This is a genomic window from Arthrobacter sedimenti (genome assembly GCF_042652025.1).
Classification (GTDB): domain Bacteria; phylum Actinomycetota; class Actinomycetes; order Actinomycetales; family Micrococcaceae; genus Arthrobacter; species Arthrobacter sedimenti.
The window spans coordinates 737,996-761,506 of sequence record NZ_JBHSDQ010000001.1; the positions used below are offsets into that span (position 1 = coordinate 737,996).

The 23,511-nt window shown below is 67.0% G+C and carries 22 protein-coding genes; 6 read left to right on the forward strand and 16 right to left on the reverse strand.

Annotated elements, in window-relative coordinates:
* The first annotated feature begins 80 nt into the window (after positions 1-80).
* From ACFO0G_RS03415 to ACFO0G_RS03430, 4 genes are all read left to right on the forward strand, one after another.
* Positions 81-1,475, forward strand: coding sequence for an isochorismate synthase (locus ACFO0G_RS03415; protein ID WP_286398446.1), 1,395 nt, complete (start codon positions 81-83; stop codon positions 1,473-1,475).
* 174 nt (positions 1,476-1,649) lie between these two features.
* Positions 1,650-2,603, forward strand: a complete 954-nt coding sequence (locus ACFO0G_RS03420; RefSeq protein ID WP_286398448.1) for an ABC transporter substrate-binding protein — start codon at positions 1,650-1,652, stop codon at positions 2,601-2,603.
* A 35-nt stretch (positions 2,604-2,638) separates the two neighbouring features.
* A complete protein-coding gene (locus ACFO0G_RS03425; protein ID WP_286398450.1) occupies positions 2,639-3,598 on the forward strand; it encodes an amino acid ABC transporter permease in 960 nt (319 codons plus the stop codon).
* The gene (locus ACFO0G_RS03430; RefSeq protein ID WP_286398452.1) at positions 3,595-4,371 is read left to right on the forward strand and encodes an amino acid ABC transporter ATP-binding protein; all 777 of its coding nucleotides are present in this window, start codon (positions 3,595-3,597) and stop codon (positions 4,369-4,371) included. Before ACFO0G_RS03425 ends, ACFO0G_RS03430 begins: the two co-directional genes overlap by 4 nt.
* A gap of 93 nt (positions 4,372-4,464) precedes the next feature.
* Here the strand turns inward: ACFO0G_RS03430 and menD are convergent, their stop codons facing one another.
* The 10 genes from menD to ACFO0G_RS03480 all read right to left on the reverse strand — a co-directional run bounded on the left by menD (position 4,465) and on the right by ACFO0G_RS03480 (position 17,213).
* The gene (gene menD / locus ACFO0G_RS03435; protein WP_376976420.1) at positions 4,465-6,234 is read right to left on the reverse strand and encodes a 2-succinyl-5-enolpyruvyl-6-hydroxy-3-cyclohexene-1-carboxylic-acid synthase; all 1,770 of its coding nucleotides are present in this window, start codon (positions 6,232-6,234) and stop codon (positions 4,465-4,467) included.
* Between the two features lie 109 nt (positions 6,235-6,343).
* A complete protein-coding gene (locus ACFO0G_RS03440; protein ID WP_286398454.1) occupies positions 6,344-8,410 on the reverse strand; it encodes a PhoX family protein in 2,067 nt (688 codons plus the stop codon).
* Between the two features lie 127 nt (positions 8,411-8,537).
* Entirely contained in the window at positions 8,538-8,909 is a 372-nt protein-coding gene (locus ACFO0G_RS03445) for a hypothetical protein (RefSeq protein WP_286398456.1), read from the reverse strand.
* A 63-nt stretch (positions 8,910-8,972) separates the two neighbouring features.
* Positions 8,973-10,013 (reverse strand): o-succinylbenzoate synthase, encoded by a 1,041-nt coding sequence (locus tag ACFO0G_RS03450; RefSeq protein WP_286398458.1) that lies wholly within the window; start codon positions 10,011-10,013, stop codon positions 8,973-8,975.
* A 37-nt stretch (positions 10,014-10,050) separates the two neighbouring features.
* Positions 10,051-11,511: an aminotransferase class I/II-fold pyridoxal phosphate-dependent enzyme gene (locus ACFO0G_RS03455; RefSeq protein ID WP_286398460.1), complete on the reverse strand. Its 1,461-nt coding sequence runs from the start codon at positions 11,509-11,511 to the stop codon at positions 10,051-10,053.
* A 129-nt stretch (positions 11,512-11,640) separates the two neighbouring features.
* Positions 11,641-12,993, reverse strand: a complete 1,353-nt coding sequence (locus tag ACFO0G_RS03460) for an Nramp family divalent metal transporter (protein WP_286398462.1) — start codon at positions 12,991-12,993, stop codon at positions 11,641-11,643.
* Positions 12,994-13,105: 112 nt separating this feature from the next.
* Positions 13,106-14,122: a magnesium and cobalt transport protein CorA gene (locus ACFO0G_RS03465; RefSeq protein ID WP_376976421.1), complete on the reverse strand. Its 1,017-nt coding sequence runs from the start codon at positions 14,120-14,122 to the stop codon at positions 13,106-13,108.
* Entirely contained in the window at positions 14,109-14,609 is a 501-nt protein-coding gene (locus ACFO0G_RS03470) for a GbsR/MarR family transcriptional regulator (RefSeq protein ID WP_376976422.1), read from the reverse strand. Before ACFO0G_RS03470 ends, ACFO0G_RS03465 begins: the two co-directional genes overlap by 14 nt.
* Positions 14,606-16,228 carry an ABC transporter permease gene (locus ACFO0G_RS03475; RefSeq protein WP_376976423.1) on the reverse strand — a complete coding sequence of 541 codons (1,623 nt, stop codon included), beginning with the start codon at positions 16,226-16,228 and terminating at the stop codon, positions 14,606-14,608. The genes ACFO0G_RS03470 and ACFO0G_RS03475 overlap by 4 nt, the downstream gene beginning before the upstream one ends.
* Before the next feature lies 1 nt (position 16,229).
* Positions 16,230-17,213 carry an ABC transporter ATP-binding protein gene (locus ACFO0G_RS03480; RefSeq protein WP_286398470.1) on the reverse strand — a complete coding sequence of 328 codons (984 nt, stop codon included), beginning with the start codon at positions 17,211-17,213 and terminating at the stop codon, positions 16,230-16,232.
* 53 nt (positions 17,214-17,266) lie between these two features.
* On the opposite strand from ACFO0G_RS03480, the gene ACFO0G_RS03485 reads away from it, so the two are divergent.
* Both ACFO0G_RS03485 and ACFO0G_RS03490 read left to right on the forward strand, forming a co-directional pair.
* On the forward strand, positions 17,267-18,460 hold the full coding sequence (locus tag ACFO0G_RS03485) for an MFS transporter (protein WP_376976424.1): 1,194 nt from the start codon (positions 17,267-17,269) through the stop codon (positions 18,458-18,460).
* A gap of 36 nt (positions 18,461-18,496) precedes the next feature.
* The gene (locus ACFO0G_RS03490) at positions 18,497-19,402 is read left to right on the forward strand and encodes a phosphatase PAP2 family protein (RefSeq protein ID WP_286398473.1); all 906 of its coding nucleotides are present in this window, start codon (positions 18,497-18,499) and stop codon (positions 19,400-19,402) included.
* 164 nt (positions 19,403-19,566) lie between these two features.
* Here ACFO0G_RS03490 and ACFO0G_RS03495 read toward each other — a convergent pair whose 3' ends face one another.
* From ACFO0G_RS03495 to ACFO0G_RS03520, 6 genes are all read right to left on the reverse strand, one after another.
* Entirely contained in the window at positions 19,567-19,923 is a 357-nt protein-coding gene (locus tag ACFO0G_RS03495) for a helix-turn-helix domain-containing protein (protein ID WP_376976425.1), read from the reverse strand.
* 129 nt (positions 19,924-20,052) lie between these two features.
* The gene (locus ACFO0G_RS03500; protein WP_376976426.1) at positions 20,053-20,667 is read right to left on the reverse strand and encodes an LbetaH domain-containing protein; all 615 of its coding nucleotides are present in this window, start codon (positions 20,665-20,667) and stop codon (positions 20,053-20,055) included.
* A 339-nt stretch (positions 20,668-21,006) separates the two neighbouring features.
* Positions 21,007-21,390: a VOC family protein gene (locus ACFO0G_RS03505; protein ID WP_376976427.1), complete on the reverse strand. Its 384-nt coding sequence runs from the start codon at positions 21,388-21,390 to the stop codon at positions 21,007-21,009.
* A 360-nt stretch (positions 21,391-21,750) separates the two neighbouring features.
* Positions 21,751-22,248, reverse strand: a complete 498-nt coding sequence (locus ACFO0G_RS03510) for a hypothetical protein (RefSeq protein WP_376976428.1) — start codon at positions 22,246-22,248, stop codon at positions 21,751-21,753.
* The gene (locus tag ACFO0G_RS03515) at positions 22,249-22,896 is read right to left on the reverse strand and encodes a signal peptidase I (protein WP_376976429.1); all 648 of its coding nucleotides are present in this window, start codon (positions 22,894-22,896) and stop codon (positions 22,249-22,251) included.
* A complete protein-coding gene (locus ACFO0G_RS03520) occupies positions 22,886-23,494 on the reverse strand; it encodes a hypothetical protein (RefSeq protein WP_286398482.1) in 609 nt (202 codons plus the stop codon). The genes ACFO0G_RS03515 and ACFO0G_RS03520 overlap by 11 nt, the downstream gene beginning before the upstream one ends.
* Positions 23,495-23,511 lie beyond the last annotated feature (17 nt).

The window sequence follows — 23,511 nt, forward strand, 5'->3', positions numbered from 1 at the left end:
AGCACGGGTTCGGCGCGGTCAGGGGCGGAAAGTTACTGCGAAGTACTGTGAATTACCGTCGGGAGTAGTGTTGTCTCATCATGACGAGCACGTTCCGCACCTTGACAGTCCCCCTGGATGGCAAAGCGTTCCCCGGGGGGCTGCCTTCGTTCCTGGTACGGGACGACGTCCTCTGCTGGACCCGCCGCGAAGCAGGCCTGGCGGGGTTCGGCGAGATAGCGCGCTTCGCCGCGACCGGCCCGGACCGCTTCCTGGAGGCGGACATCTGGTGGCGGCACCTGGTCCTGGAGGCCGAGGTCGCGGACGCCGTGGAGTTGCCCGGCACCGGCCCCGTGGCTTTCGGCTCCTTCGCCTTCTCCAAGACGTCGGCCCACGAGTCCCGGCTGATCGTGCCGGAAATCGTGGTGGGCGTCCGGGACAACCAGGCGTGGCTAACCCAGTTGACGGTCGACGGCGGCCCGCTCACCGAAGAGACGGCCCTCGCCGCCCTGGACCGCTGGCTCAGCAGTGCTCCCCGCACTGGCACGGAAGGCACGACGGCGGCAGCGGACTCCGACGGGGACGAAACGTTGGGTGCCGTGCCCGGCGCGGCGGGCGGCGCCGTCGTACGCCCCCTCCCCCTCGCCGCTGGCGCAACCCTGCACACCGGCTCGCTCAGCGAGGAAGCCTGGATGGATGCCGTAGCCGCCGGGGTTGCCGAAATCCGCACGGGCGCCCTGGAGAAGCTGGTGCTGGCACGGGACGTGGTGGCAACTATTCCTTCCGGCGTACATGCCGCCGACGTCCTGCGCGAACTCGCCGCCCGGTACCGCGAATGCTGGACATACGGGGTGGACGGGCTGGTGGGGGCGACGCCCGAGATGCTGATCCAGGTGGAGGGCCGCACCGCCCAGGCCCGCGTGCTGGCCGGCACCCTTGACCGCCGCGACGCGCACGGCGAGGACGGCTCCCCGATGGACTACGCGACGCGGGTGCTCGCCGGCTCCGACAAGCAGCGGCACGAACATGAGATCGCCATCCAGTCGCTGACCAAGCAGCTGGCACCCTTCTCCGAGGCCATGAATGCCCACGATGAGCCGTTCATCCTGGAGCTGCCCAACGTGTGGCACCTGGCCTCGGACGTCAAGGCGGAACTCACCGAGGTGGAGGGCCATGTTCCCACCTGCCTGGCCCTGATCAACGCCCTGCATCCCACGGCCGCCGTCTGCGGAACCCCCACCCTGGTGGCGGGTGAACTGATCCGCAATCTCGAGCACCTGGACCGCGGCCCGTATGCGGGACCGGTGGGCTGGCTTGATGCGGCCGGAAACGGCGAATGGGGCATTGCCTTGCGCGGCGCCGTCATTGAATCGCCCGAGACGGTGCGGCTGTATGCCGGCTGCGGCATTGTTGACGGGTCGCAGCCGCAGGCGGAACTGGCCGAAACGTGGGCCAAATTCCGGCCGATGCTGGAGTCGTTGGGCATCAACAACTGACGCCGTGGGTAGGAGTCTGGAATGACAGACTGCTCCCGCTCTGGAAGGCTTGATTTTGCCCCCGCTACAGTTATCCAATAGTGAAACTTAGTTGCGTGTGACGTACCTCTCTTGTTGAGCGTTACACTATAAGCCGCGTTAGTACCTCATAGCCCCTGCAACAAAAGGTAAGAAATGCAGACTCCCCGTACCCTCCTGGGCACCTCCAAGCTGACCGCTGCCACTATGATCGCCATCAGCGCCCTGGCCCTCTCAGCATGCACGAACGCCTCGGAAACGGGTCCCTCCAGCGCGGCCACCTCTTCGGGCAGCGCCAGCACCAGCTTCGACCCCAGCACGGTCAAGAAGGACGATGCCTTGGCCGCCATGGTCCCGGACGCCATCAAGTCCAAGGGCACCATCACGGTCGGCTCCGACACCAGCTACGCTCCGGCCGAGTTCCTTGGTCCGGATGGCCAGACTCCTGTCGGGTACGACGTGGACATCGCCAAGGCCATCGGCGCCACCCTGGGCCTCAAGGTGCAGGTCCAGACTGCGGAGTTCACCGGCATCCTTCCGGCCCTCGGCCCGAAGTACGACCTGGGCATCTCCTCGTTCACCATCAACCCGGAACGACTGGGCGCAGTGAACATGGTCAGCTACTTCAACGCAGGCACCGCGTGGGCCGTCAAGAAGGGCAACCCCAACAAGTTCTCCCTGGATGATGTGTGCGGAAAGTCCATCGGCGTGCAGACCGGCACCGTCCAGGAGGACCCGGACCTGTCCGACCGCAACAAGAAGTGCGTGGCTGACGGCAAGAAGCCCATCGACATCGTCACCCTGAAGAACCAGACGGACGTCACCACGCGCCTGGTCAACGGCAGCATCGACGCCATGGCCGCCGACTCTCCCATCATCGGCTACGCCCTGACCCAGACCAACGGCCAGCTGGAGAAGCTGGGCGACGTCTACGATTCCGCTCCGCAGGGCATCGCCGTGGCCAAGGCCGACACCGCCTGGGCAGAGGTCATCCAGAAGACCGTCACCAAGCTGATGGAAGATGGCTCCTACAAGAAGATCCTGGACGGCTGGGGCAACTCCGAGGGTGCCATTACGAAGTCCGAGGTCAACCCGGCGGTTAAGTCTTGAGTTTTCGCGTTACCGACGACAAGTCAGGCGTGCATATGGAACACCATCAACACCGGGACGAACCGGTACTGAACAAGTCAGTGCCGGTTCGCCACCCCGGCCGGTGGGTCAGCGCCGTCATCATCCTTCTCCTGGTGGCGGCGTTCCTGCAGAGCCTGTTCACCAACCCCAACTTCCGCTGGGACATCGTGGGCACCTACATCCTGGACGTGAAAGTCGTCCAAGGTGTGGGCTGGACCCTCCTGCTGACGGTCGCGTCGATGGTTCTGGCCATCGTCCTGGCCATCCTGCTCGCGGTGATGCGGCAGTCTGACAACCCGGTGTTCCGCTGGACCAGCTGGGTGTGGGTGTGGTTCTTCCGTGGAACCCCCGTCTACACGCAGCTGGTGTTCTGGGGTCTGGTGACGGTTCTCTATCCGGCCTTCACCCTGGGTATCCCGTTTGGGCCGGAGCTCTTCAGCTACGCGCTCTCGGATCCCAGCAAGGGCCTGATCCCCGCGATCCTGGGCCTGGGCCTCAACGAATCTGCCTACCTGGCGGAGATCTTCCGTGCCGGCCTCAAGTCCGTGGACAAGGGCCAGCAGGAAGCCGCCGAGGCGCTGGGCATGTCCAAGGGCAAGATCATGTGGCGGATTATCCTGCCGCAGGCCATGCGGATCATCGTGCCGCCTACCGGCAACGAAACCATCGGCATGCTGAAGACCACCTCCCTGGTCCTCGCTGTTCCGTTCACCCTGGACCTGACGTTTGCCACCAACGCCCTGGCCAACCGCATCTACCTCCCGATCCCGCTCCTGATCGTTGCCGCGTTCTGGTACCTCCTGGTCACCAGCATCCTCATGGTGGGCCAGCACTACCTTGAGGCGTACTACGGCAAGGGTGTGGACAACGCTGCCCCGGCGGCGGTCAATCCTGCCGCTGCGAAAGCGGCGGGTCCCGGCGCCGACGCGCAGCGGTCGATGAAGACGGACTTCCCTGAGGAGAGTGCACGATGACCGTCACAGCAGAAAAGCCGCTGGTCAAGATCGAAGGCCTGCACAAGTACTACGGCCACCACCATGTGCTTCGGGGCATCGACATGACCGTCAACCAGGGCGAGGTATCCGTGGTGATCGGGCCTTCGGGCTCCGGCAAATCCACCATGCTCCGCTGCGTGAACCTCCTGGAATCCATCAGCGCAGGCCGGATTTCCGTGGGCGGCCAGCTGATCGGCTACCGCGAGGTCAACGGCAAGCTGCATGACCTCAAGACCAAGGAAATCGCCGCCCAGCGCCGCGAAATCGGCATGGTGTTCCAGCGCTTCAACCTGTTCCCGCACAAGACCGCGCTGCAGAACGTGATGGAAGCGCCGGTCCACGTGAAGGGCCAGTCCAAGGCGCAGGCCCAAAAGCGGGCACTGGAGCTGCTGGACCGGGTGGGACTGGGCGACCGCGCCGGGCACTACCCCTCCCAGCTCTCCGGCGGCCAGCAGCAGCGCGTTGCCATCGCCCGCGCACTGGCCATGGAGCCGGAGCTCATGCTGTTCGATGAGCCCACGTCGGCCCTCGATCCGGAGCTGGTGGGCGACGTCCTGAACGTGATGAAGGACCTGGCCAAGTCGGGCATGACCATGATCGTGGTGACCCACGAGATCGGCTTCGCCCGCGAGGTGGGCGACACACTGACGTTCATGGACGGCGGCGTGGTGGTGGAATCGGGCGACCCCCGTGAAATCATCGCCAACCCGCAGCATGCGCGCACCAAGGAGTTCCTGGGCCGCGTGCTCTGAGCTCATTTTCGACGCGCAAATGCCCTGTCACTACCGGTATTCCGGCGGCGACAGGGCATTTGCGCGTCCTGGGGTACTTTGCGCGTCGAAAGCCTACTGCCCGGACAGCACTGCCTCGACGGCGGCAGCCACGGCGTCCTTGATCCTGGTGTGGAGCTGCCGGAGCTGCCGGCGGTCCGTGCGGACCTCCACGATGCTGCGCCCCTGCACAGGCCGGTCAAGCGCTTCGGCGAGTCCCGCCGTCGTACTGACCAGTGAATGCCCGACGCCGTACGCTGCAGCGAGAGCCGCGATGTCCACGGAGTGCGGGGTGCCGAAGAGCCGTTCGACGGTGTCTCCGTAGCGGCCGCTTTCCTCCACTCCCCCGTGTTCGAGCAGACCGAAGATAGCGCCGCCGGAATCATTCAGGACCACAATGCGCAGGTCCGGCTGTTCTTCCCCCACGCCGAGCAGGAGGCCGCCGGCGTCGTGCAGGAACGTGACGTCGCCCATCAGCGCAGTGGTTTCCTGCCGGCCGCCCAGCGCGATGCCGGTGGCGGTGGAAATGGTGCCGTCGATGCCGGCCAGGCCCCGGTTGGCGTACACGGTGGCGGCGGGATCGGGGGCAGGCAGGCCCGCAAGGTCCACGTCCCGGATGCCATTGGAGGAACCGAGCAGCAGCTGGCCACGGGCATTCTTCCAGACCAGCGAGGCGACGGAAGGACCCGTGGCGGCCGCCTCGGCGGACAACACCTGGTCCAGCGCGTGCTGCGCGGCCGAGCCGGCGAGCAGCCACGTATCCAGCCACTCAGGTGCGCCGCGGCCCGCGAAATCAGACAGGTCCGCGAGGTTTTCCAGCGGCAGCTCGGTGCGGCGCCCGGGCTCGTACCAGGCAACCGGAACCGGCTGGTACAGGGCTGATTCGACGTCGGACCGGGCCAGGAGAGCGGCCACCGGGCGGGAAAGGGTAGGGCGGCCGAACAGCACCACGCGCTCGATGGGGTGCGCCGAGCCGGGCCCGTAGTGCTCCAGCAGCAGCCGGTACGGGCCCACCGCATTGGGGCCGAACCGTGAGTTGGAGGACGGCTCGGCCAGCAGCGGCAGGTTGTGGGCGCGGGCGAACGCCTCTGCCACCGGACCGGCGTCGTGCCCTGCCAGCACCACCGTGCGCTGTTCGGACAGGGTCTCCGGAGCGGGGGGCAGGTTCATAACCAGGGGTTCGGTACCCACGCGGTAGCGCTTCCGGTCCACTGCCTCGGGCAGCCCCTCTTCCGGAGCAGGAACCAGGGGGTCGCGGAAGGCGAGGTTGAGCTGGACCGGGCCGGGCGGCAGCTCCGGGAACGCGCCGGTTGCTGCGGAGAGCCCGGTTTGGATGGCGCGCTGCGGGTTGCTTCCGGCGGGAACGTCGGCGGCGAACCGGACCTGCTCCCCGAAGAGGTCCGGCTGCACCGTGGTCTGGTTGGCGCCGGTCCCACGCAGCTCGTCAGGCCGGTCGGCTGAAAGAACGATCAGCGGGACGGCCGCATGGTTGGCCTCCATCACGGCCGGCATCAGGTTTCCGACGGCGGTCCCGGACGTAGTCAGGACCGCTGCGGGCGAGCCGGTGGACAGTGCCAGGCCCAGCGCCGTGAACCCGGCGGACCGCTCATCGATCCGGACCAGCAGGTCCACCCGGCCCGCCGCAGATGCCTCGGCCAGGGCGTACGCCATGGGTGCCGACCGCGAACCCGGCGACACCACCACATGCCGCACCCCGCCGTCGAGCAAAACCTCGACGGCGATCCGCGCCGCAGCCAGCGCGCTCAACCCATCCGCGCCCGCGGAGGAGTCGGCGGGGATTTCTTTGGAAGCGGCGTCGGGGGCAGGCTCGTTCAACGAAGTCACCCAACCAGTCTGCCACCCTCCAACGCCCGCCCTCACCCCTGTTGCCCTATCACTTATGGTCCCTAAACCGGGGTTTTGGGGACCATAAGTGATAGGGCAACGAAGGGAACTAGCCGCGGAACACCTGGACCACGGCGGGACGGGGCGCGCGCACCTTGCCGCGTACCGGCGTCGTGCCTGCCGGGACGTAGTCCGGGAAGAAGGAGTTGGGCGCCTCGAAGGTGCCGTCCTCACCCGGGTGCTGCACGGAGACAAACACCATTCGCTCGTCGTCGTGGATGACCGGGCCGCAGGTTTCGGCGTCGCGGGGAACGGACAGGAACTGCTCCACCTTGCCGCGCTCGGCACCGTCCAGGGTGACCTTGAAGAGGCCGTCGTTGTAGCCGATGCCGGAGGGGGCGCCGTCGGTGGAGATCCACAGGTTGCCCACGGAGTCGAAGGCCACGTTGTCCGGGCAGGAGATGGGCGAGACCTTGTCCGCCGGGTAACCGGAGAAGTAGGTGACGTCGCCCTGCGCGGGATCGCCACAGACCATGAGGAGGGTCCAATTGAACTTGGTGGACGTCTGGTCGCCGGTTTCGGTGATCTCAACGATGTGCCCGTCACGGTTCTGTGTGCGCGGGTTGACCTCGGTGGCACCTTCCTTGGTGCCGGTGCCGCGGTCCGAGTTGTTGGTGCAGACCACGTACACCTTGCCGGTGTGCAGGCTGGGCTGGACGTCCTCGCAGCGGTCCATCTTGGTGGGCCCCACCTTGTCTGCGGCCAGGCGCGTGTACACCAGGACCTCTTCGACGGACATGCCGGGGACAGCCGACTTGCCATCCACCACCAGGGGCAGCCATTCGCCGGAGCCGTCGAACGCGCCGTCGGAGGGAAGCGCGCCGGTGCCGGTGATTTCCGCGGCGGGCGAGTTGCCGGTGAACCTGGCGACGTAGAGATCTCCCTCGGAGAGCAGGTTCATGTTGTTGCGGCGGTCGCCTTCAACATACTTGCCCTTGGAGACGAACTTGTAGAGGTAGTCGAACTTCTCGTCGTCGCCCATGTAGGCCACAACGTGGCCGGATTCGGCCACAATCACGTTGGCGCCCTCGTGCTTGAAACGGCCCATGGCGGAGCGCTTCTTGGGGGTGGAGGTGGGGTCGAACGGGTCAACTTCGACGATCCAGCCAAAGCGGTTGGACTCGTTCTCGTAGCCGGGGTTGCGGGTGTCGAAGCGGGGGTCGTCCAGTTCCCAGTGGCGGGCGGTGGGCTTGGCGGTGAGGCCGTAGCGCTTGTCGCTGGCCGATGTGCCCCCGGCGACGAAGTAGCCGTTGAAGTTCTCCTCGCCGGAGAGGATGGTGCCCCAGGGGGTGGTGCCGCCGGAGCAGTTGCCGAACGTGCCCTTGATGGCGCGGCCGGACGGGTCTGCCACGGTCTTGACCAGTGCCGAGCCGGCCACCGGGCCGGTCAGTTCGTAGGTGGTGTCGGAGAGGTAGCGGCGGTTCAGCGGCGCGCCCTTCACGTAGCTCCACGGCTTGGTGGTGTTCTTGCGCTCGAGTTCCACCACGGCCAGGCCGTGGGCGGCGCGGCCGATGGCGCGGGTTTCCACCGGGTCGTAGCCGGCGGGCACCATGATGTTTTCGTTGGTGTACTCGTGGTTGGTGAACAGCACCGCACGGCGGCCCTTGCTGCCGGGAATCTCCACGATGTCCGTGTAGTCGTTGTTGTAGCCGAACTGCCGGGCCTGGGCTGCGGCCGTCTGGTTGTTCAGGTCGAACTCAGGGGAATCGTTGAACAGCGGGTCGCCCCAGCGGATGATCGGCTGCCAGGTGAAGCCCTCCGGCACGGTGAACGCGTCGACTGCCTTATCGACCGGCTTGATGGCGGTGAACTGCAGCTTGGAGTTGCCGAAGCCTTCCTTGGCGGCCTTGGACAGGCCCGCGGCAGAGGCAGGTTCGGCGGAGCTCACGGCTGAACCGAGGGCGACGGCGAGGGCACCGGCGGCGCCCAGGCCCAGGGCGGCGCGGCGGGACAGGGTGGCGGAGGCGATGTCCCGGAAGTAGCTGTTGGAGCTGGTGTTGCAGACGTCGCCGGCGCAGGCGTTGTCGCACTTGAGTGCGCACGTAACGGGGCTGCGCTTGCCCTTGGTATGGCCGAGCATAGGCAGCAGGGTGAACTTGCGGGCAGTTTCAGACATGGGGAACCTTCCAAGGAATGTCTTTTGGGGTGCCCGATCACCCTTCCAGCCGGTTCCTACCGGAAGCCATCAATTGGGTGAAGTTATGGTTAACCGCCCGTGACCTGCAGGAACGTTGCCGAATCCCTCATCGAGTGCTCCGCAGCGGGAAGAAGGCGCGGACCGGGAGCAGGAGCCCGATCAGCGAGAGAGCAATGAAAACCACTTGGTGAATGTGGTCATTGCCCGGCGGAAGGTTCCCGGCCAGATGCAGCATCCAAAAGACGGGGTAGAACCAGAGCGCGTACCAGGCCCACCGTTCGCGCCGCCGGTACGGCACCAGCACGATCACCATGCCGAACAGGCCCAGTCCCGCGGAGGCCAGTCCGTCCGCGCGGTACAGGCCGGCGTCCCCGTCCGGCGGAAACAGGGCAACCACCATGCCGAACACCAGGATCCCCAGGCTGACGGCAGCGAGGCAGAGCCAACCGATCCGCACCGTTAGATTCACCCCGCGCACGACGCCACCCTACCGCCTCATCCATTGCTCCGTAATCGTCGTTTTGGGGCCTGAAAACGGCAGTTACGGAGCAATCGATGGGGTGAGGAGCGCGTGGACACGGCGGAGCCGGTCCAGCCACCAGTCCCGGCGTTCCGCGGGTGCCGCAAACCGCTCAAGCAGCCCGGCGTCGGCGGCCACGTCGCGGAGGCGGATGGCGCCGTCGTCGGCCACCAAGGGATCCAGGGCGATGTCCGATTCAAAAAGCGACACCGTGCCCAGGCCACAGGCGTAGGGCAGCTCGGGCAGGGCGGCGGCGAGCGCCAGCCCGGCGCGGATGCCCACGGAGGTGTCCAGCGCGGAACTGACGACGGCGGGAAGCCCGGCCTGTGCCACGATGTCCAGGGCCCGCCGCACTCCCCCAAGCGGCGCCACCTTGACCACGATCAGGTCCGCCGCGCCGGCCCGGGCCACGCGGAGGGGATCGGTTTCCTTCCGGACGCTCTCGTCCGCCGCGATCAGCACCGGCGTGCCGGCATCCCGCAGCCGCGACCGGACCTCGGCCAGGCCATCGATGGTCGGCACCGGCTGCTCGGCGTACTCCAGCCCCACGGGCGCCAGCCGGGTCAGTGCCTCCAACGCGCCGGGCACGTCCCACCCACCGTTGGCGTCCACGCGCACGGCGGCGTCCGGCAAGGCGGCGCGGACGGCTTGAAGCCGGGCAACGTCGTCGTCCAAGGACTGCCCCTGCTCAGCCACCTTGACCTTCACTGCATCCACCCGGCCAAACCGGGCCAGCACGTCCGGCACCCGGTCCGCCGGAACCGCGGGCACCGTGGCGTTGACCGGGATGGAGGTGCGCAAGGGGGCCGGGAACCCCTGCCATCCGGCCTCTATGGCGGCCGCCAGCCAGCGCGAGGCCTCGGCATCGCCGTACTCCGGGAAGGGGCAGAACTCGCCCCACCCCACGGGCCCGCGGAGCAGGAGCGATTCGCGCTGCATGATGCCGCGGAACTTCACCCGCATGGGCAGGCTCACCACGTGGGCGGCCGCCAGCAGCTCCTCAAGCGGCGGAACGGCCAGGCGGAACTGGGCAGAGTCAGGCGGAAGGCCGGGGTTGGGCATGCCGTTCACTGTACGCCGCAAACGCAGGGCACCAGGGCTATTCCCGCACCACCCGAATGGTGCCAAGGGACTGATCCGCGGGGTCGGGCAGGACCATGCCGGCCTTCAGCCCCGATTCCAAGTACTCCACGACGGCCTCGTTGATGCGCTCACCCGGCACGATGACCGGGATGCCCGGCGGATACGGCGTGATCTGCTCGGCCGCCACCCGTCCCACGGCCTCGCGCGCGGGCACGTCCTCGCGGGGGCCAAAGAAGGCGTCCCGCGGAAGCAGCACCGTCTCCAGTTCCAGGCCCGACGGCGACGGCAGGTCCACCCGGGCAGGGGCAGGAAGCGTTGGAGCTGCTTCAATGAGGGCCTGCAGCGCGTCCAGGAGCCGCTGGGCGGAAGCATCGTCGTCGGCCATGGACAGGGTGGCCATGATGCGGCGGTGGTCGCTGAGCCCCATGTCCAGCCGGCAGTTCTCCCGCAGCCAGTCGGCCGCCTGGTAGCCGCTGACGCCGAGCCCCGACACGTCCATGAGGATCTGCATGCGGTCCAGGTCATGCGAGGATTCGGCGGCCAGGAGCTCGTCCTCGAGCACACGGATTCCCGGCAGCGCCTCGATCTCTGTCCGCAGCCGCCGGGCCAGGTCCAGGGCGTCGCCCAGGAGCTCGGCGCCGTGCTGCACCATCTGCCGGCGCCAGCCGTCCATGGCCGAGTACAGGATGACGTTCGGGCTGGTGGTCATCAACAGGTCCGCGCATTCGGAGAGATGCGCGGGGTCCACCAGGTCGCCCCGGATGTGATAGACCGAGCCCTGCTCAAAGCCGGCACCCATCTTATGCACGGACACCACGCAGACGTCCGCGCCCGCACTCATCGCCCAGGTGGGAAGGCCCTCATGGAAGGGAAGGTGCGCGCCCCACGCCTCATCAACGATCAGGGGCTTCCCCCGGTCGTGGCAGACCTTGGCAATCGCGGCGATGTCTGCGCACGTTCCGTAGGGAGTGGGACTGACGATCAGTGCCCCTGCCGCGTCCGGGTACCGTTCCCACATTTCCTCAACATCCGCGGCTGACGGCGGATGCGCCAGGTGCAGCCTGGAGTCCCAGCGGGGCCGGATCCACCGCGGCTGGATCCCGGAAAACACCAGCCCGGCGGTTATGGACTTGTGGGCGTCGCGGCTCACCAGCAGGTCGCCCTTGCCCGCCGCAACGGCCAGGACGGCGGCCTTCACCGACAGGGAGCTTCCGCAGGTGGAGAAGAAAGCCTGCTCCGCACCCACGGCATCCGCCATCAGCTGCTCGGCCTTTTTCAGGTACTCGCCCGAGGACGATCGGTCATCCAGGCCCCCCGAGGCCAGGACGTCAGAACGGAAAGTGTCCCCGCCGAGGACCTCCCGGACGCGCGGATCCGCGCCGCGGCCCTGGCGGTGGCCGGGAGGGGTGAAACCGTAGCGGTCAAGCCGGTGGTAGCGGTCCAGGGCGTCCAGCAAGGGAGCTTCGTTGTGGTCCACGTTGTTGTTCCTTTCGTTGGAGCGGTCAGGATGGCCAGGAGGCTTTGAGGGTGCGGACGACGGCGGCAGTACGGTCGGGTGGCCAGCTCCCCTTGGGTTTGGCATCGGCGGAGGCGGCTGCCGCTTCGATCAGGCGCCGGTCAGGGTGGTCCAGACGCCGATGCCCCCGGCCACCAGCATGACCGCGGCCGTGAACCAGCCGAGCGTGGCGGCAAGCCAGCCGTTGCGGTACTCGCCCATGATGGCCTTGTCGCGGGAGATCAGCATGGTGACCACCAGGAATGGTGCGGCGGCGATGCCGTTGATGGTGGCACTGAAGACCAGGAGCCCGATGGGGTCGTTGGAGAAGAAGCTGATGAGTACGCCAGCGACGATGCCGACCCCCAGCAGTGCGTAGAACAATGGGGCGCGTCGTGGACTGAGGTCCAGGCCCCAGTCCTTGCCGAGCAGGCCGGACAGTCCCGCGGCGCCTGACGCAGCGAGGACCGGCACGCCCAGGATGCCGGTGCCGATGAACCCGGCAGCGAACAGGAAGGTGGCGGCCGGTCCCACGACGGGCTCCAGGGCCTTGGCCACGTCGGCAGCGGTGTTGACGTCGGTTCCGTCCCTGCCCAGCGTTGCCGCGGTGGCCGCCATGATCGAGAACATCACCAGGACGGAGAAGACCATCCCGGTGAAGACGTCCGCCCGCGCGTTCCGGAGGGTATGGGCGGCGGCAGCCGTGTCCGGGCGGTCCCGGAGCCCTACTGCCTGGTCACCGCCCCGGTCCTCGGCGCGCAATTCCTCGACCCTGTGGGCGCTCTGCCAGAAGAACAGGTACGGCGAGATGGTGGTGCCCAGCACCGCCACGATTAGGCCAAGGTACTGCGGGGCGAAGCTGAACTTCATTCCCAGCATGCCCTCCAGGACGTCGGGCCAGTCAACGTTGGCCACGAAAAGGACAGCGACGTACGCCAGCAGTGTGACGCACAGCCACTTGAAAACCTTGGCAATGACGGCGAAGGATCCGCTCATGAGCGCCACCGCGATGCCGATTCCCGCCAGCGCGCTCCAGAGATGGTCAGGGCCGGCGCCCAGCATCTGCATGCCCTGCCCGATCGCCATCAGGTCCGCGGCCGCATTGAGGATGTTGCCCACCAGCAGGGCAACGATCAGTATTCCAATCACCACCCGCGGGCGGCGGGAGAACTTGCGCCGGGCCAGCCAGCCGAGGCTCTCGCCGGTAGCCAGTGCGGTCCGGTCGCAGATCTCCTGGACCGCCATCATCATGGGCAGCGCCACGGGGGCGGTCCACAGCATGCCGTTGGAAAAGGTGGCACCGGCCTTCGCATAGGTGGCAATCCCTGACGGATCATCGTCCGCGGCACCGGTCACCAGGCCGGGGCCCAGAAGCGAACCGAAGCGGCGCAGGCGGGACTGCCGCCTGGCGCCGGTTGCCGTGCCGTCAGTTTGGGGCCGTCCGGTTGTTTCGGCCTTGCTCATCCTGTCTTCTCCACTCACCATCGACTACTAAGCCGCCAACTACTAAGCAAGCTTAGGATTCTGAGGCCATGGTAGGCCATGAAGCTGGAAGGACCTTTTCAGGGAAGGCTGCTCAGATCCACTTGTTGTGTTTGAACGCCAGGTAGAGGACCAGTCCCATGGCCACCATCACGCCCAGCGCATACGGGTAGCCGTACGTCCAGCCCAGCTCGGGCATATTGGCGAAGTTCATGCCGTAGATGGACGCCACCAGGGTGGGGGCAAACAGGATCGCCGCCCAGGACGAAATCCTTTTGACCTGCTCGTTCTGTTCAAAGCTGGACTCGGTCATCCGCTGCATCTCGTCGTTCTGCCGTTGGGCCACCAGGGCCGCATTGACGGCGAGCGCGTTCTGGAGCAGGGCCCGGAAAGACGCCACGCGCTCATTCAGCCGCAACACGTGGTCCAGGACATCGCGCAGGTGGTCTTGAAGCTCCACGCCAAGCGGACGGTTTGTGGTCCCGGCCATCAGCTGCTGGAGGATCCCCACCAGCGGGCTGGTGGCCCGTTGGAAGGTGATGACCTGCCGGGAGAGCTCGTAAATCCTGCGGGAGACCTCTGGGTCCGCACCAAAAAGGTCATCCTCGATTTCGTCAATATCGTTCTCCAAGCCGGCCGCCACAGGCTCGTACTCGTCCACCACCTGGTCCAGGATTCCGTACAGCACCGCGTCCGGGCCGAGGGCAAGGAACTCCGGCATGGACTCCATGCGGCGGCGTACCTTTGCCAGGTCCGGGGACTCGGCATGCCTGACCGTGACCACGTACTCGTCACCGACAAAAACGTGGATCTCGCCGAAGTCCACCTTTTCCACATCGTCGCGGTACCTGGCGGGCCGGAGCACCAGGAACAGGCACTCGCCGTAGTGCTCCAGCTTGGCCCGCTGGTGCCCTGCCAACGCGTCCTCAATGGCCAGCGCGTTGAGGTCGAATTCCTCCCCCACCGACTGCAGTTCCTCCGCATCCGGCCGGTACAGTCCGATCCACGCCATGCCTTCGCGCTGCCGGAGCAGGAAGTAGGTTTCGTCCAGGTCCTCCGGGTCCTCGGTGCGGAATCCGTTGACGTAAACAGCGTTGTCAATGATGGTCACTGCCGGCCTCCCGCTCGCGCGCCCAGTCATCCAGCAATCCCGGCATCCGCGAGTTGAGGAACCGGTAGAACCTGGCCATCTCCGCCACCCGCGCCCGTGCAGCCGATCCTTCGGGGAGGGTTTCGGCCGTGGCATCGGTGAGGGCCGCCAGCTTCTCGTAAACCGGGCTGTTCCGCATGGACACCACGTACCACTCATCCGTATGGAGGGCGTAGAGGTCGCGGCGGCTTCCTGGCTGCGAGACCCGGTGCACGAAGCCCACGGTTTGCAGGTACCGCACCGCGCCCGACACTGCCGCGGCACTGGCTCCCAGCCGCTCCGACAGCTCTGCGGCGGTGAGGCTTCCCTGTTCCGAGGACACCAGCGCCAACAACGTCCGGGCCGGCATCTTTGGGAAGCCGGCGGCAGCGAAGGCCGCTGCGGTCCTCTCGGCAGCGGCGGCCGTCAGTTCAGTGGTCCGCAGCGATGCGCCGATGTCAGTGCTCATGCCGCGCCCACCTCCCGCCGCCGCATCACCGCAACTGCCAGCATGGCCGCCGCCGCGGCGACCGCCAGCATCCACCATGCGCCGCTCCAGTCCGTGGCGTCCCCGTGCGGGACCGGGGTGTGGGCGAAGGGCGACAGGTCGCGCAGGCTTTGGTCGATGCCCAGCATGCCGCCAAGAATGCCGAGCACCACGCCCAGGGCCAGCAGCGCCCAGCTGGCGGCGATGGTCGCTGCCGGCCACAGGACGAAAACCAGCGCCGGGACGGAAAGGTAGATCAGGGCCGCCGGCAGCTGCGCCAGCGCGGTTTGCCAGAGGGCATCGGCGGGCATGGAGGTATCGCCGGAACCGGCCAGCGTCGCCCACGCCCCAACCCCCGCCAGGCCCACCACCAGCACCACGGCCGCCGCGCCCAGCAACAGGTAACCGGCCAGCCACCGGACGCGGCCCACCGGGGCGGACAGCAGGAGTTCGGCCGTCCCGGCCGCTTCCTCCTGCCGCAGCCTGATCACGGCCTGGAGCGCACACGCCGCCGCCAGGACCCCGCCCATCGAGAAGAGCACCGACACCATGAGCTGGGTGAGCGAGGTGCCCTGGGACTGGAGCATGGCGCGCAGCGTGGCGGTGATGTTGGTGTCAGGGGTGTCGACGGCGGCAATCGCCTTTCCGAGCGAGCCCGCCAGCAGGCCCAAGGCCAGCCCGCTGAGCGCCCAGCCAAAGATTGACCCGGACTGCAGCCGCAGCGCCAGGGCCACCGGGCTCCGCAGCCCCGGCCGGGCAGCGACACGTCCGGGGCGCGTTCCCCACACGCTGGCCCCGCTGTCCCGCGAGCGGAGGATCAGCCAGGCTGCGATGAGGCAGGCGGCGCCGAGCCCCGCCGGCAGCAGCAGCGGCCAGGTGCGGTTTCCGGAGTAGGCGTATGTCTGCTGGCCCCAGCCGATGGGTGAGAACCAGCTGGCCGGCCCCTCGGTCATTGTGGTCCCGCTGGCACCGGGGGTTCCGGTGGCGTCGCCGATTCCGCGGAGCACGTAGGCCAGCACTACCAGCGCGGCCGAGACGCCGTTCGCGCCGCGTGAGGTTCCCATAAACTGGGCCACCAGCAGCCCCACGCCCAGGAAGGCGAGGCCGACAGCGCCCGTTGCGGCTCCGGCGGTCAGGGAACCTTGCAGGTCCAGGCCCTGGGAGGCGAACCCTGCGAAGACCGTGAGCGCCACGAGGATGTTCGCGGTGACGCCGTGCAGCAGCGTGGCTGTGTCAGGCAGCAGGCGTCCGGCCGGCGTTGCGGCGACCAGCTCGGCTGTGCCCGTTTCCTCATCGGCACGGGTATGGCGCACCGCGAGGAACGTGCTCATCAGGCCTGCCAAAAGGGCAAGGAAGGCATAGATCAGGAAGAACGTAAACGCTCCCTGGTCCGCGCCCCGGGGCAGGCCGCGGAGCATCAGGATGGCGGGGGTGGCGATGGCCACCTGCATGATCTCGGTGCGGCTGGCCACGTTGCCGTAGGTCTGGGTGACGGCGGCTGCCGCGAACAAGGCGAAGGCACCGATGGCCACCGCCCAGCTGAGGAGCTGCCAGCGGTCCCGGCGCAGCCGCTGGCGCCAGAGGACCAGGAGGATTCCCATGTCAGCTCCGTCCTCTGGCGCCCAGCAGATGCCGCCGCGAACCGTTGCCCGCGGAAGCCGGAACATCAGGCTCCGGTGCAGCGGATCTGTCCCCGTAGTGCCGCAGGAACAGCTCCTCCAGGGACGGCGGAACAATCGTCAGGCCCTGCACCCCCAGGGCGCCCAGCGCCGGAAGCACCTCGGCGATCCGGTCCGAGTCGGCGCTGAACCGGACCCGTCCGGCGTCGACCGCCAGGTCATGCACCGCGCCCAGCCGGGCCAAGGCCTCTGGATCCACCCCGTCCGCGGCGAAGGAAACCTCGGTCCTGGTGAGGTGCCGCAGGGAGTCAAGCGTGCCGCCGTCGACAATTTTGCCGGCACGAATGATGCTGACGCGGTGGCACAGCACCTCCACCTCAGAGAGGATATGGCTGGACAGCAGCACCGTTGCCCCGCGGTCGACGGCGGCCAGCAGCTCCCTGCGGAAGACCTCCTCCATGAGCGGGTCAAGGCCGCTGGTGGGCTCGTCCAGCAGGTAGAGCTCGGCCTCGGTGGCGAGGGCGGCGATCAGGGCGACTTTTTGCCGGTTGCCCTTGGAGTACGCGCGCCCCTTCCTGCCCGGATCGAAGTCGAACACCTGGCACAGCCGGTCCTTCCGGCGGCGGTACGCGTCCCCGTCTGCGGCGCCGCCCCGTAGCCGGGACAGCAGGTCGATGGTTTCGCCGCCGGAGAGGTTGGGCCAGAGCCGGACATCGCCGGGAACGTAGGCCAGCCGCCGGTGCAGCTCGGCAGCCTGGTTCCAGGGTTCGAGGCCCAGGACCGTGGCGGTGCCGGAGGTTGCCCTCGCCAGGCCAAGGAGGATCCGCAGGGTGGTGGATTTCCCGGCGCCGTTGGGGCCGAGGAACCCGTGGATTTCACCCCCCTGGACTTCGAGGTCGAGACCGTCCAGGGCCCTGACCCGGCCGAAGTGCTTGTGCAGGTTCGCTGTCTTGACAACGGTGTTCATGCTCAAAGTCTTCGAAGTTTTCACAAGTTTGTGAAGGCACTAAAGTCCCAAGCATGACCCCCGAAAAGCCCCTGTCCACTGGGGAGGCCACCCGCCCGGCAACGGCACCTCTCTACGCGGCGGGGTTCGTTACCGCTTTCGGCGCCCACAGCATCGCGGCCGGACTCGGTGCGGAGAGCGGCAACATCGGCCTGACGCTGCTGAACCTGGGCATCCTGCTGGCCCTCTACGACGTGGCCGAGGTGTTCCTCAAGCCGGTCTTCGGCGCGCTCAGCGACCGCATCGGCGCCAAGCCCGTCATCATCGGCGGACTCTTCGCTTTCGCCGCGCTGTCCCTGATCGGCCTGGGAGCCGCGGACCCGCTGATCCTTGCCCTCGCCCGGCTGGGACAAGGCGCTGCGGCGTCTGCCTTCTCGCCGTCGTCGTCCGCCATGGTGGCACGGATGGCCCGGGGCGGAAAGGCGGGCACCTACTTTGGCCGGTACGGATCCTGGAAGAGCCTGGGCTACATCATCGGGCCGCCGCTGGGCGCGGGCCTGATCCTGGCCGGCGGCTTTCCGCTGCTGTTTGGAACGCTGTCCGCGCTGGCGGCCGTGACCGCTGTGTGGGTCCTGGTATCCGTGCCGCACCTGGCGCCGCTGCCGCGGAAGCGGTACACGCTGATGGACCTTGCCCGCCAGGTGGGTGAACGCCGTTTCCTGGTGCCCACGCTGGTGCTGGCCGCTGCTACGGGCGCGCTGGGTGCCGCCGTCGGCTTCCTCCCCGCGCTGGCCACCCGGCACGGCATGGACGCCTTAGCCGGCACGGTAGCGGTCAGCGTGGTGGCGCTCGGCTCGGTGCTCACCCAGCCGTGGGTCGGGAGGCTGCGGGACCGCAGCGCCGTCACCGACAACAGGGGCTCGACGACGGGCCTGCTGCTCATCGCCGCAGGCATCGGTTTGGTGGCGGCGGCCCCGGGAGTGGTCACCATCTTCGTCGCCGCGGCCTTCATTGGGACAGGCATCGGTGCTGTGACCCCCTTGGGCTTCGCGCACCTGGCGGACACCACACCGCCCGAGCGGATGGGCCGGACCATGGGCTCGGCCGAATTGGGGCGCGAACTGGGCGACGCCGGTGGGCCCCTGCTGGTGGGCGGCATCGCCACTGCCACGGCGCTGCCGTTCGGGCTGGGCGCACTGGCGCTGTTGGTGGCGGCGGCGAGCATCCCCCGGTTGGGCCCCGTCGAACCCGCAGGGCCCAACAACTGAGCGGTCTTACAGTTTTTTGTGTCACCCTTAACCGCGATGACTTCTTCACGGCAACTGCCCACCAGGACTCCCACCCGGCCTGCCCCCGGCGCGGCGTTCCTGTTCGTGCTGTCCACTGCCGCGTGCATCGCAGGGCTGATTGCCACGTATTACTTCTTTGTCCAGACCACAACGGGCCAGTTCATTGACGAGTCCGCGCTGGTGGAAGCGGTGGAAATCCACGGCCCCGCCGGCAAGGCAGCCACCAAGTTCCTGGACTGGCTGCCCACCATCTCGCTGGTGATGGCCGCCGTCGTGGTCCTGTTCGTCACGGTGATCCGGCGGCACTGGGCCGAGGCCGGGATCGCCGTTGCCGCGTGCATCAGCGCAAACGTGGCAACCCAGGTTTTGAAGGACCTGCTGCCGCCGCGCCCGGACAAGGGCGTGCTGACCCTGGAACTGAACTCGCTGCCGTCCGGCCACACCACCCTGGCCGCCTCAGCGGCAGCGGCAGTGTTCCTGATGGCGTCCCCGCGCTGGCGGCCCATGGCGGGTTTCATTGGCGGTTCGTTCGCCATCGCGTCCGGCGTGTCCACGCTGATTAATCAGTGGCACCGGCCCGCGGACGTGGTGGCGGCGTTCCTGCTGGTGGGGGCGTTCATGATTCCGGCAGGCTGGCTGATCCTCCGGCGCGGGTCCTGGAACGAGTGGGACGGCTTCGGCGAACACGTCGGCTCGGCCCGGATCTGGCTGACGCTGCCGGTGCTGATCGGACTGGCCTCAGCCGGCGTTGCGGTGTATTCGCTGATCCGGATTGCCCCCAGCCCCTGGCAGGAGACCAGCACCACCAACTACTTCTGGGCAGGCATCTCGCTGATTGTCATCGCTGGGTACCTGGCCACCGTGGCCACCACGTCCCTGTTCGCGTTTGCCGCACGACGGCGGGACGCACCACGGCGCTAGCCCTCCCTGAGTGGCACTCGCCCATCTGGCTGGCAGTTGTTGTCGTTTTGACGGCTCAAAACGACATCTACTGCGAGCTAGTTGGGAGGGGCGGGCTCAGGTCAGTCCCCGGCACTGAGGCGGGCCAGGAGCGGGAGCGCCGCTAATCACCGTCCAGGTCAAAATCACGTGTTATTGGTGTCACCAAGGTCCTTGGCATCGCGACCCATGCTCTCATCCATTGCGGCGGCGAGTTCGATGTCGTCAAGGTAGCGGGCCGCGGGGCGGCCGGTTGCCTTAGCCAGTTTCTCCAACGTGCCCAGGTGCTGGCGGGCAAGCTCGATGGCCAGTTCCTCGACGATGCTGGGGCCGTTGCGCACCACCAGATCGCTCAGGTAGGCACGAAGGCTGCCGGCGGGCCGCCCCCTGGCTTTGGCGTCGGCAGCAACCAGCCTGGTAAGGGCCGCCGCAGCGAGCGCAGGTTTGTCGCTGAAAAGTTCCATGTGTTCCCCCGCGGCGATGGGTCCTGATAGAACCGGCATCGGTAGCTACAATTTAGCCCTCTTTGTGCCCAGGCCATAAGGGGTGCAGGTCTCGGTTGGGGGCGTGCGGGACCAGACCCGGGGGTGCCGATCGGGGCTTAGGGGTTTCGCGTTCCCAGTAGTTTCCGGTCAGGTGCGGGTCCTTGTGCCTTGTGCAGGGACCCCGCTCCAGGTTTCGCGCTCGGGCACGTGCTGCAGGACTGCAGCGCCCATTTCAATCTGCGAATAATCCCCCACACTGAGCCCATCGCCAACGCCTGCGCTCATGCCCAGCTCCGCCGCCCGGCCGATGCGTGCGCCCTCCCCCACCGAGGCTCGTGGGGACAGCGTGGCGAAGTCCCCTACGCGGACACTGCAGCCCACGTTGACTTGGGGCTTCAAGAGCGCGTGGGCGCCAATGCTTGCCTGCGGCGCGATGGTGGCATTGCGCATCACGATGCTGCCGGGGCCAATCCGGGAATCCCGGGGCACGCGGACGCCGGGGTCCACCACCGTGGCGTACCGGTCTTCGTCCACGCCGAGCAGGGACAGCCTCTCGACGAGCGCCTCCCGCTCACGGCCGCCGGGAAGGCATACGGTGAACAGTGCCCGGTTGAACGCAGGTGCATCGGTGATTGCGCCCATCACCACGGTGCCGTCGATGGAGGTGCCCAGCAGGTCGGGGTCGTCATCCAGGATCCCCAGGACGTCGTACTCCCCGCTGCTCCGGACCGCTGCGAGGACTTCCCGCGCCAACCCGCTCATGGCCAGCATTATCAACTCGCTCAAGGTGTGCCTCTTCCAGCCCCTGCCCAAGGTGCAGGACATCGTGCGGCCCGTTCACCTGCTGCTTGATACCTGGCTGTCCTAGAACCCTATGCCGGACTCGTGCGGCAGGAAAGGCTTCGGGGAAGGAAGATTGACGCCCGGGCATGGCGGTAGCACGAAAGAGGGTTTTGTGGGGAGTTCTTGACTAAACCTTGAGGATTTCGAGGGCCTTAGCTTGAGCGGTGCGGTGAATAGTTACAGGTGCCTGGGCGGCGTTTTGAAGTAGGCGCCGCCAGGCACTCCCTCTACCCTTCCGGCGCAGACGTCCCCTGGGTTCTAGTCCAAGGGCTTGAGCCGCTTGCGCAGCAGGCAGAACTCGTTTCCTTCAGGATCCTGCAGGACGTGCCACTGCTCCTGGCCGGTCTGCCCCACATCCGCCGACCGCGCACCGAGCGCCAGCAGGCGTTCCAGCTCGGCGTCCTGGTCCCGGTCCACCGGGTTGACGTCTATGTGCAGTGGAAGCCTCCCCACGCGGGGGTTGCTGCTGGGACTGAGGAAGATCGTTGGCTGCGCTCCCCCGAACCCGGCGTCCAGCGGCCCGATCTCGATCCCACCGTCCTCCCGGTCAAGCTCCACATAACCAAGCACGTCACTCCAGAACTTTGCGAGCAGTTCGGGGTCGGCGCAATTCAGAACCAGTTCACTGATACGGCATGACATGGTGCCAGTGTACGGACGGGCTTCACCTGCCAGCCGGCTGACACGGACGGAACGTACGACGACGGAGCGCACCTTCCGCCGAAACCGCACCTTCCGCGCTCACGGCTTTCGTCCCGGTGTTCCCGCCGACGCTTTCAGTCATCTCCGACACGCATATTCCTTCTCGACATGCCTCTCCATCCTCGAGGCGCACCTTCCCCAGCGCAGCCCAAATATCGGGAGCGCAAATGAAGCTGCGCGTCGGGGACGAATGTGCGTGTCGGGGGAACCGCACTTATGACAGAACCAGCTCGGCGGGAGGCGGCGCCGCTGCGTTGGGGGTGTTGCAGCGGCACCTTCTTCCGCCGAGCTGGCATTTGCTCACAGAGTCGCGGACATGCAGGTGACCTTGTCGCTGTTGTTGCCTTGTTCCAACGCCACCTTTGCCGTGGCACTGGTCTGGGTCTGGTCCGCATAGGTTGCGGTCACACGAATTGTCAGAGGAGTGGTTGTCCGGTTGGCCAGCACGATCTGAGACGTGATGGTGAGCGTGACCGTGCTTGTTGTTCCCAAGGCGACAGACTCGGTGTAGGAAGGCCCATACGTGCCGTTGGCTTGGAGGGCTGCGTAAGTCAGCGCCGTAGGAGTCCTTGACCCGACAGCCGCGAGGGTTGCTACTTTCTGTGGGCTGTCATTGGTACAGGTGAACTGTGAAAACGGAGTAACCGGCCAGGTGCCGGACGCTGTGACTGTCATGGTCGCCGTCGCGCTTTGCTGCCACAGGGCCGACGCCGAGGCTCCGCCGATCCCCAACAGCACAGTCAGCACGAAGGCCCCGACGGCGAGCGCCGCACCAGGTACGTCCGGAAACCGTGCCATTTATGCCGCCTCTGCGCCTACGAGGTCTTCAGGTTTCCGGGTTTTGCGCACCGACTTGTACACGGTGATGGCTCCGTAGCCGATCAGGGCCACGGCGGCGATCACCGTCCAGGTTTCCCGGTCGGAGTTCCCCAGGAAGTTTGCCATGTAACCCACATACGGGACTGCGTAGAACAGCTTGCCCTTGACCTGGATGGCACGAACGGGATTCTCATCATTGGCGCCGTTGTTGTCGCCCTTGGTGATCAGCGTCTTCTCGCCCTGCTGGGTGGATCCGAAACCGACAATCCGGTGCGTTTCCACGTCCGGGCGGCCCGAGTAAAGCTGGAACGTGATGACGTCGCCGTACTTGAGCTCGTCGAACGGTACGGGCTTCATCACCATGAACGTGCCGGGCGGGTACTTCTGCGCCATGGACTTGGTCAGGATGGTGTAGGTCTGCGAGCCCGTGGCCACCGGCACCACGATAAGGACCAGGGCTGCGAACAGCGCCACCAGCATGGCGTCCATGCTCAGGAAGCGTCCGACGGCGGCCCAGGCACCATGGCCAGCACGTCGACGCATGCGGGTGGTCGCCACAGTTCCGGGAGGCGGCTCGACAGGATCGGCAGGGCCGCCAAGCAGGCGTTCGGTCAGGTCAGCAGCCACTGGGCACCCCGCATAGCTGACGTGCGGTGAGTAGGAGCGAGATGTTCACTGCTTGTCCTTTCACTGATGCTGGGGCGCTTGAATCCAGGCTGATCTGGAAGCAGAAGACGGTGGAGGCGCCTTTGGCCACTGTGGGCGAGACCAGCCCGGCGGAGCTGATCGGCGCGAAGCCGATGGCGGTGCTGCACTCCGTGGAGGAGCTGGCGGTCTTGGCGTTGACGCGGACATAGCTGGCAAGGGTTCCACCGCTGACGTTCGCGATTGTCGGCTGGCCTGCTGTGATGGCGGTATTGAACTGGCCACCGGCGTTGGTGTTGTTGGTGACCACCACTCCCCCGTAGACCGAGGTGCCCGGACCAAGTGTCCCCGCGGGCGACAGCGTCAAGGTGGCCGCCGTCCCGTTGGAGAGGGTCATGGTGGTGGTTTGTCCTGTGTTGACCGCGGTCATCGTCGTATCAAACGACGCCGAGGTGATGGATCCCGGGGAGGCGGATGCCGCTGCACTCCACAATGCGTACGATCCCTGCACCGTGAACAGTCCCAGGACCACTGCAAAGGCGGTGAGCGCCGCCGCCTGCAGCCTGCGCTTGGTGCGCATGGTCCCCTCCTGGTCTT

Coding starts and splice junctions, on each gene's coding strand:
- ACFO0G_RS03470 (WP_376976422.1), bottom strand. CDS start 14,609: ATGAGCACTGACATCGGCGCATCGCTGCGGACCACTGAACTGACGGCC.
- ACFO0G_RS03480 (WP_286398470.1), bottom strand. CDS start 17,213: ATGAACACCGTTGTCAAGACAGCGAACCTGCACAAGCACTTCGGCCGG.
- ACFO0G_RS03425 (WP_286398450.1), top strand. CDS start 2,639: ATGGAACACCATCAACACCGGGACGAACCGGTACTGAACAAGTCAGTG.
- ACFO0G_RS03510 (WP_376976428.1), bottom strand. CDS start 22,248: ATGGCACGGTTTCCGGACGTACCTGGTGCGGCGCTCGCCGTCGGGGCC.
- ACFO0G_RS03415 (WP_286398446.1), top strand. CDS start 81: ATGACGAGCACGTTCCGCACCTTGACAGTCCCCCTGGATGGCAAAGCG.
- ACFO0G_RS03460 (WP_286398462.1), bottom strand. CDS start 12,993: ATGAGCAAGGCCGAAACAACCGGACGGCCCCAAACTGACGGCACGGCA.
- ACFO0G_RS03520 (WP_286398482.1), bottom strand. CDS start 23,494: ATGCGCACCAAGCGCAGGCTGCAGGCGGCGGCGCTCACCGCCTTTGCA.
- ACFO0G_RS03475 (WP_376976423.1), bottom strand. CDS start 16,228: ATGGGAATCCTCCTGGTCCTCTGGCGCCAGCGGCTGCGCCGGGACCGC.
- ACFO0G_RS03420 (WP_286398448.1), top strand. CDS start 1,650: ATGCAGACTCCCCGTACCCTCCTGGGCACCTCCAAGCTGACCGCTGCC.
- ACFO0G_RS03440 (WP_286398454.1), bottom strand. CDS start 8,410: ATGTCTGAAACTGCCCGCAAGTTCACCCTGCTGCCTATGCTCGGCCAT.
- ACFO0G_RS03430 (WP_286398452.1), top strand. CDS start 3,595: ATGACCGTCACAGCAGAAAAGCCGCTGGTCAAGATCGAAGGCCTGCAC.
- ACFO0G_RS03450 (WP_286398458.1), bottom strand. CDS start 10,013: ATGCCCAACCCCGGCCTTCCGCCTGACTCTGCCCAGTTCCGCCTGGCC.
- ACFO0G_RS03500 (WP_376976426.1), bottom strand. CDS start 20,667: ATGAGCGGGTTGGCGCGGGAAGTCCTCGCAGCGGTCCGGAGCAGCGGG.
- ACFO0G_RS03485 (WP_376976424.1), top strand. CDS start 17,267: ATGACCCCCGAAAAGCCCCTGTCCACTGGGGAGGCCACCCGCCCGGCA.
- ACFO0G_RS03490 (WP_286398473.1), top strand. CDS start 18,497: ATGACTTCTTCACGGCAACTGCCCACCAGGACTCCCACCCGGCCTGCC.
- ACFO0G_RS03505 (WP_376976427.1), bottom strand. CDS start 21,390: ATGTCATGCCGTATCAGTGAACTGGTTCTGAATTGCGCCGACCCCGAA.
- ACFO0G_RS03495 (WP_376976425.1), bottom strand. CDS start 19,923: ATGCCGGTTCTATCAGGACCCATCGCCGCGGGGGAACACATGGAACTT.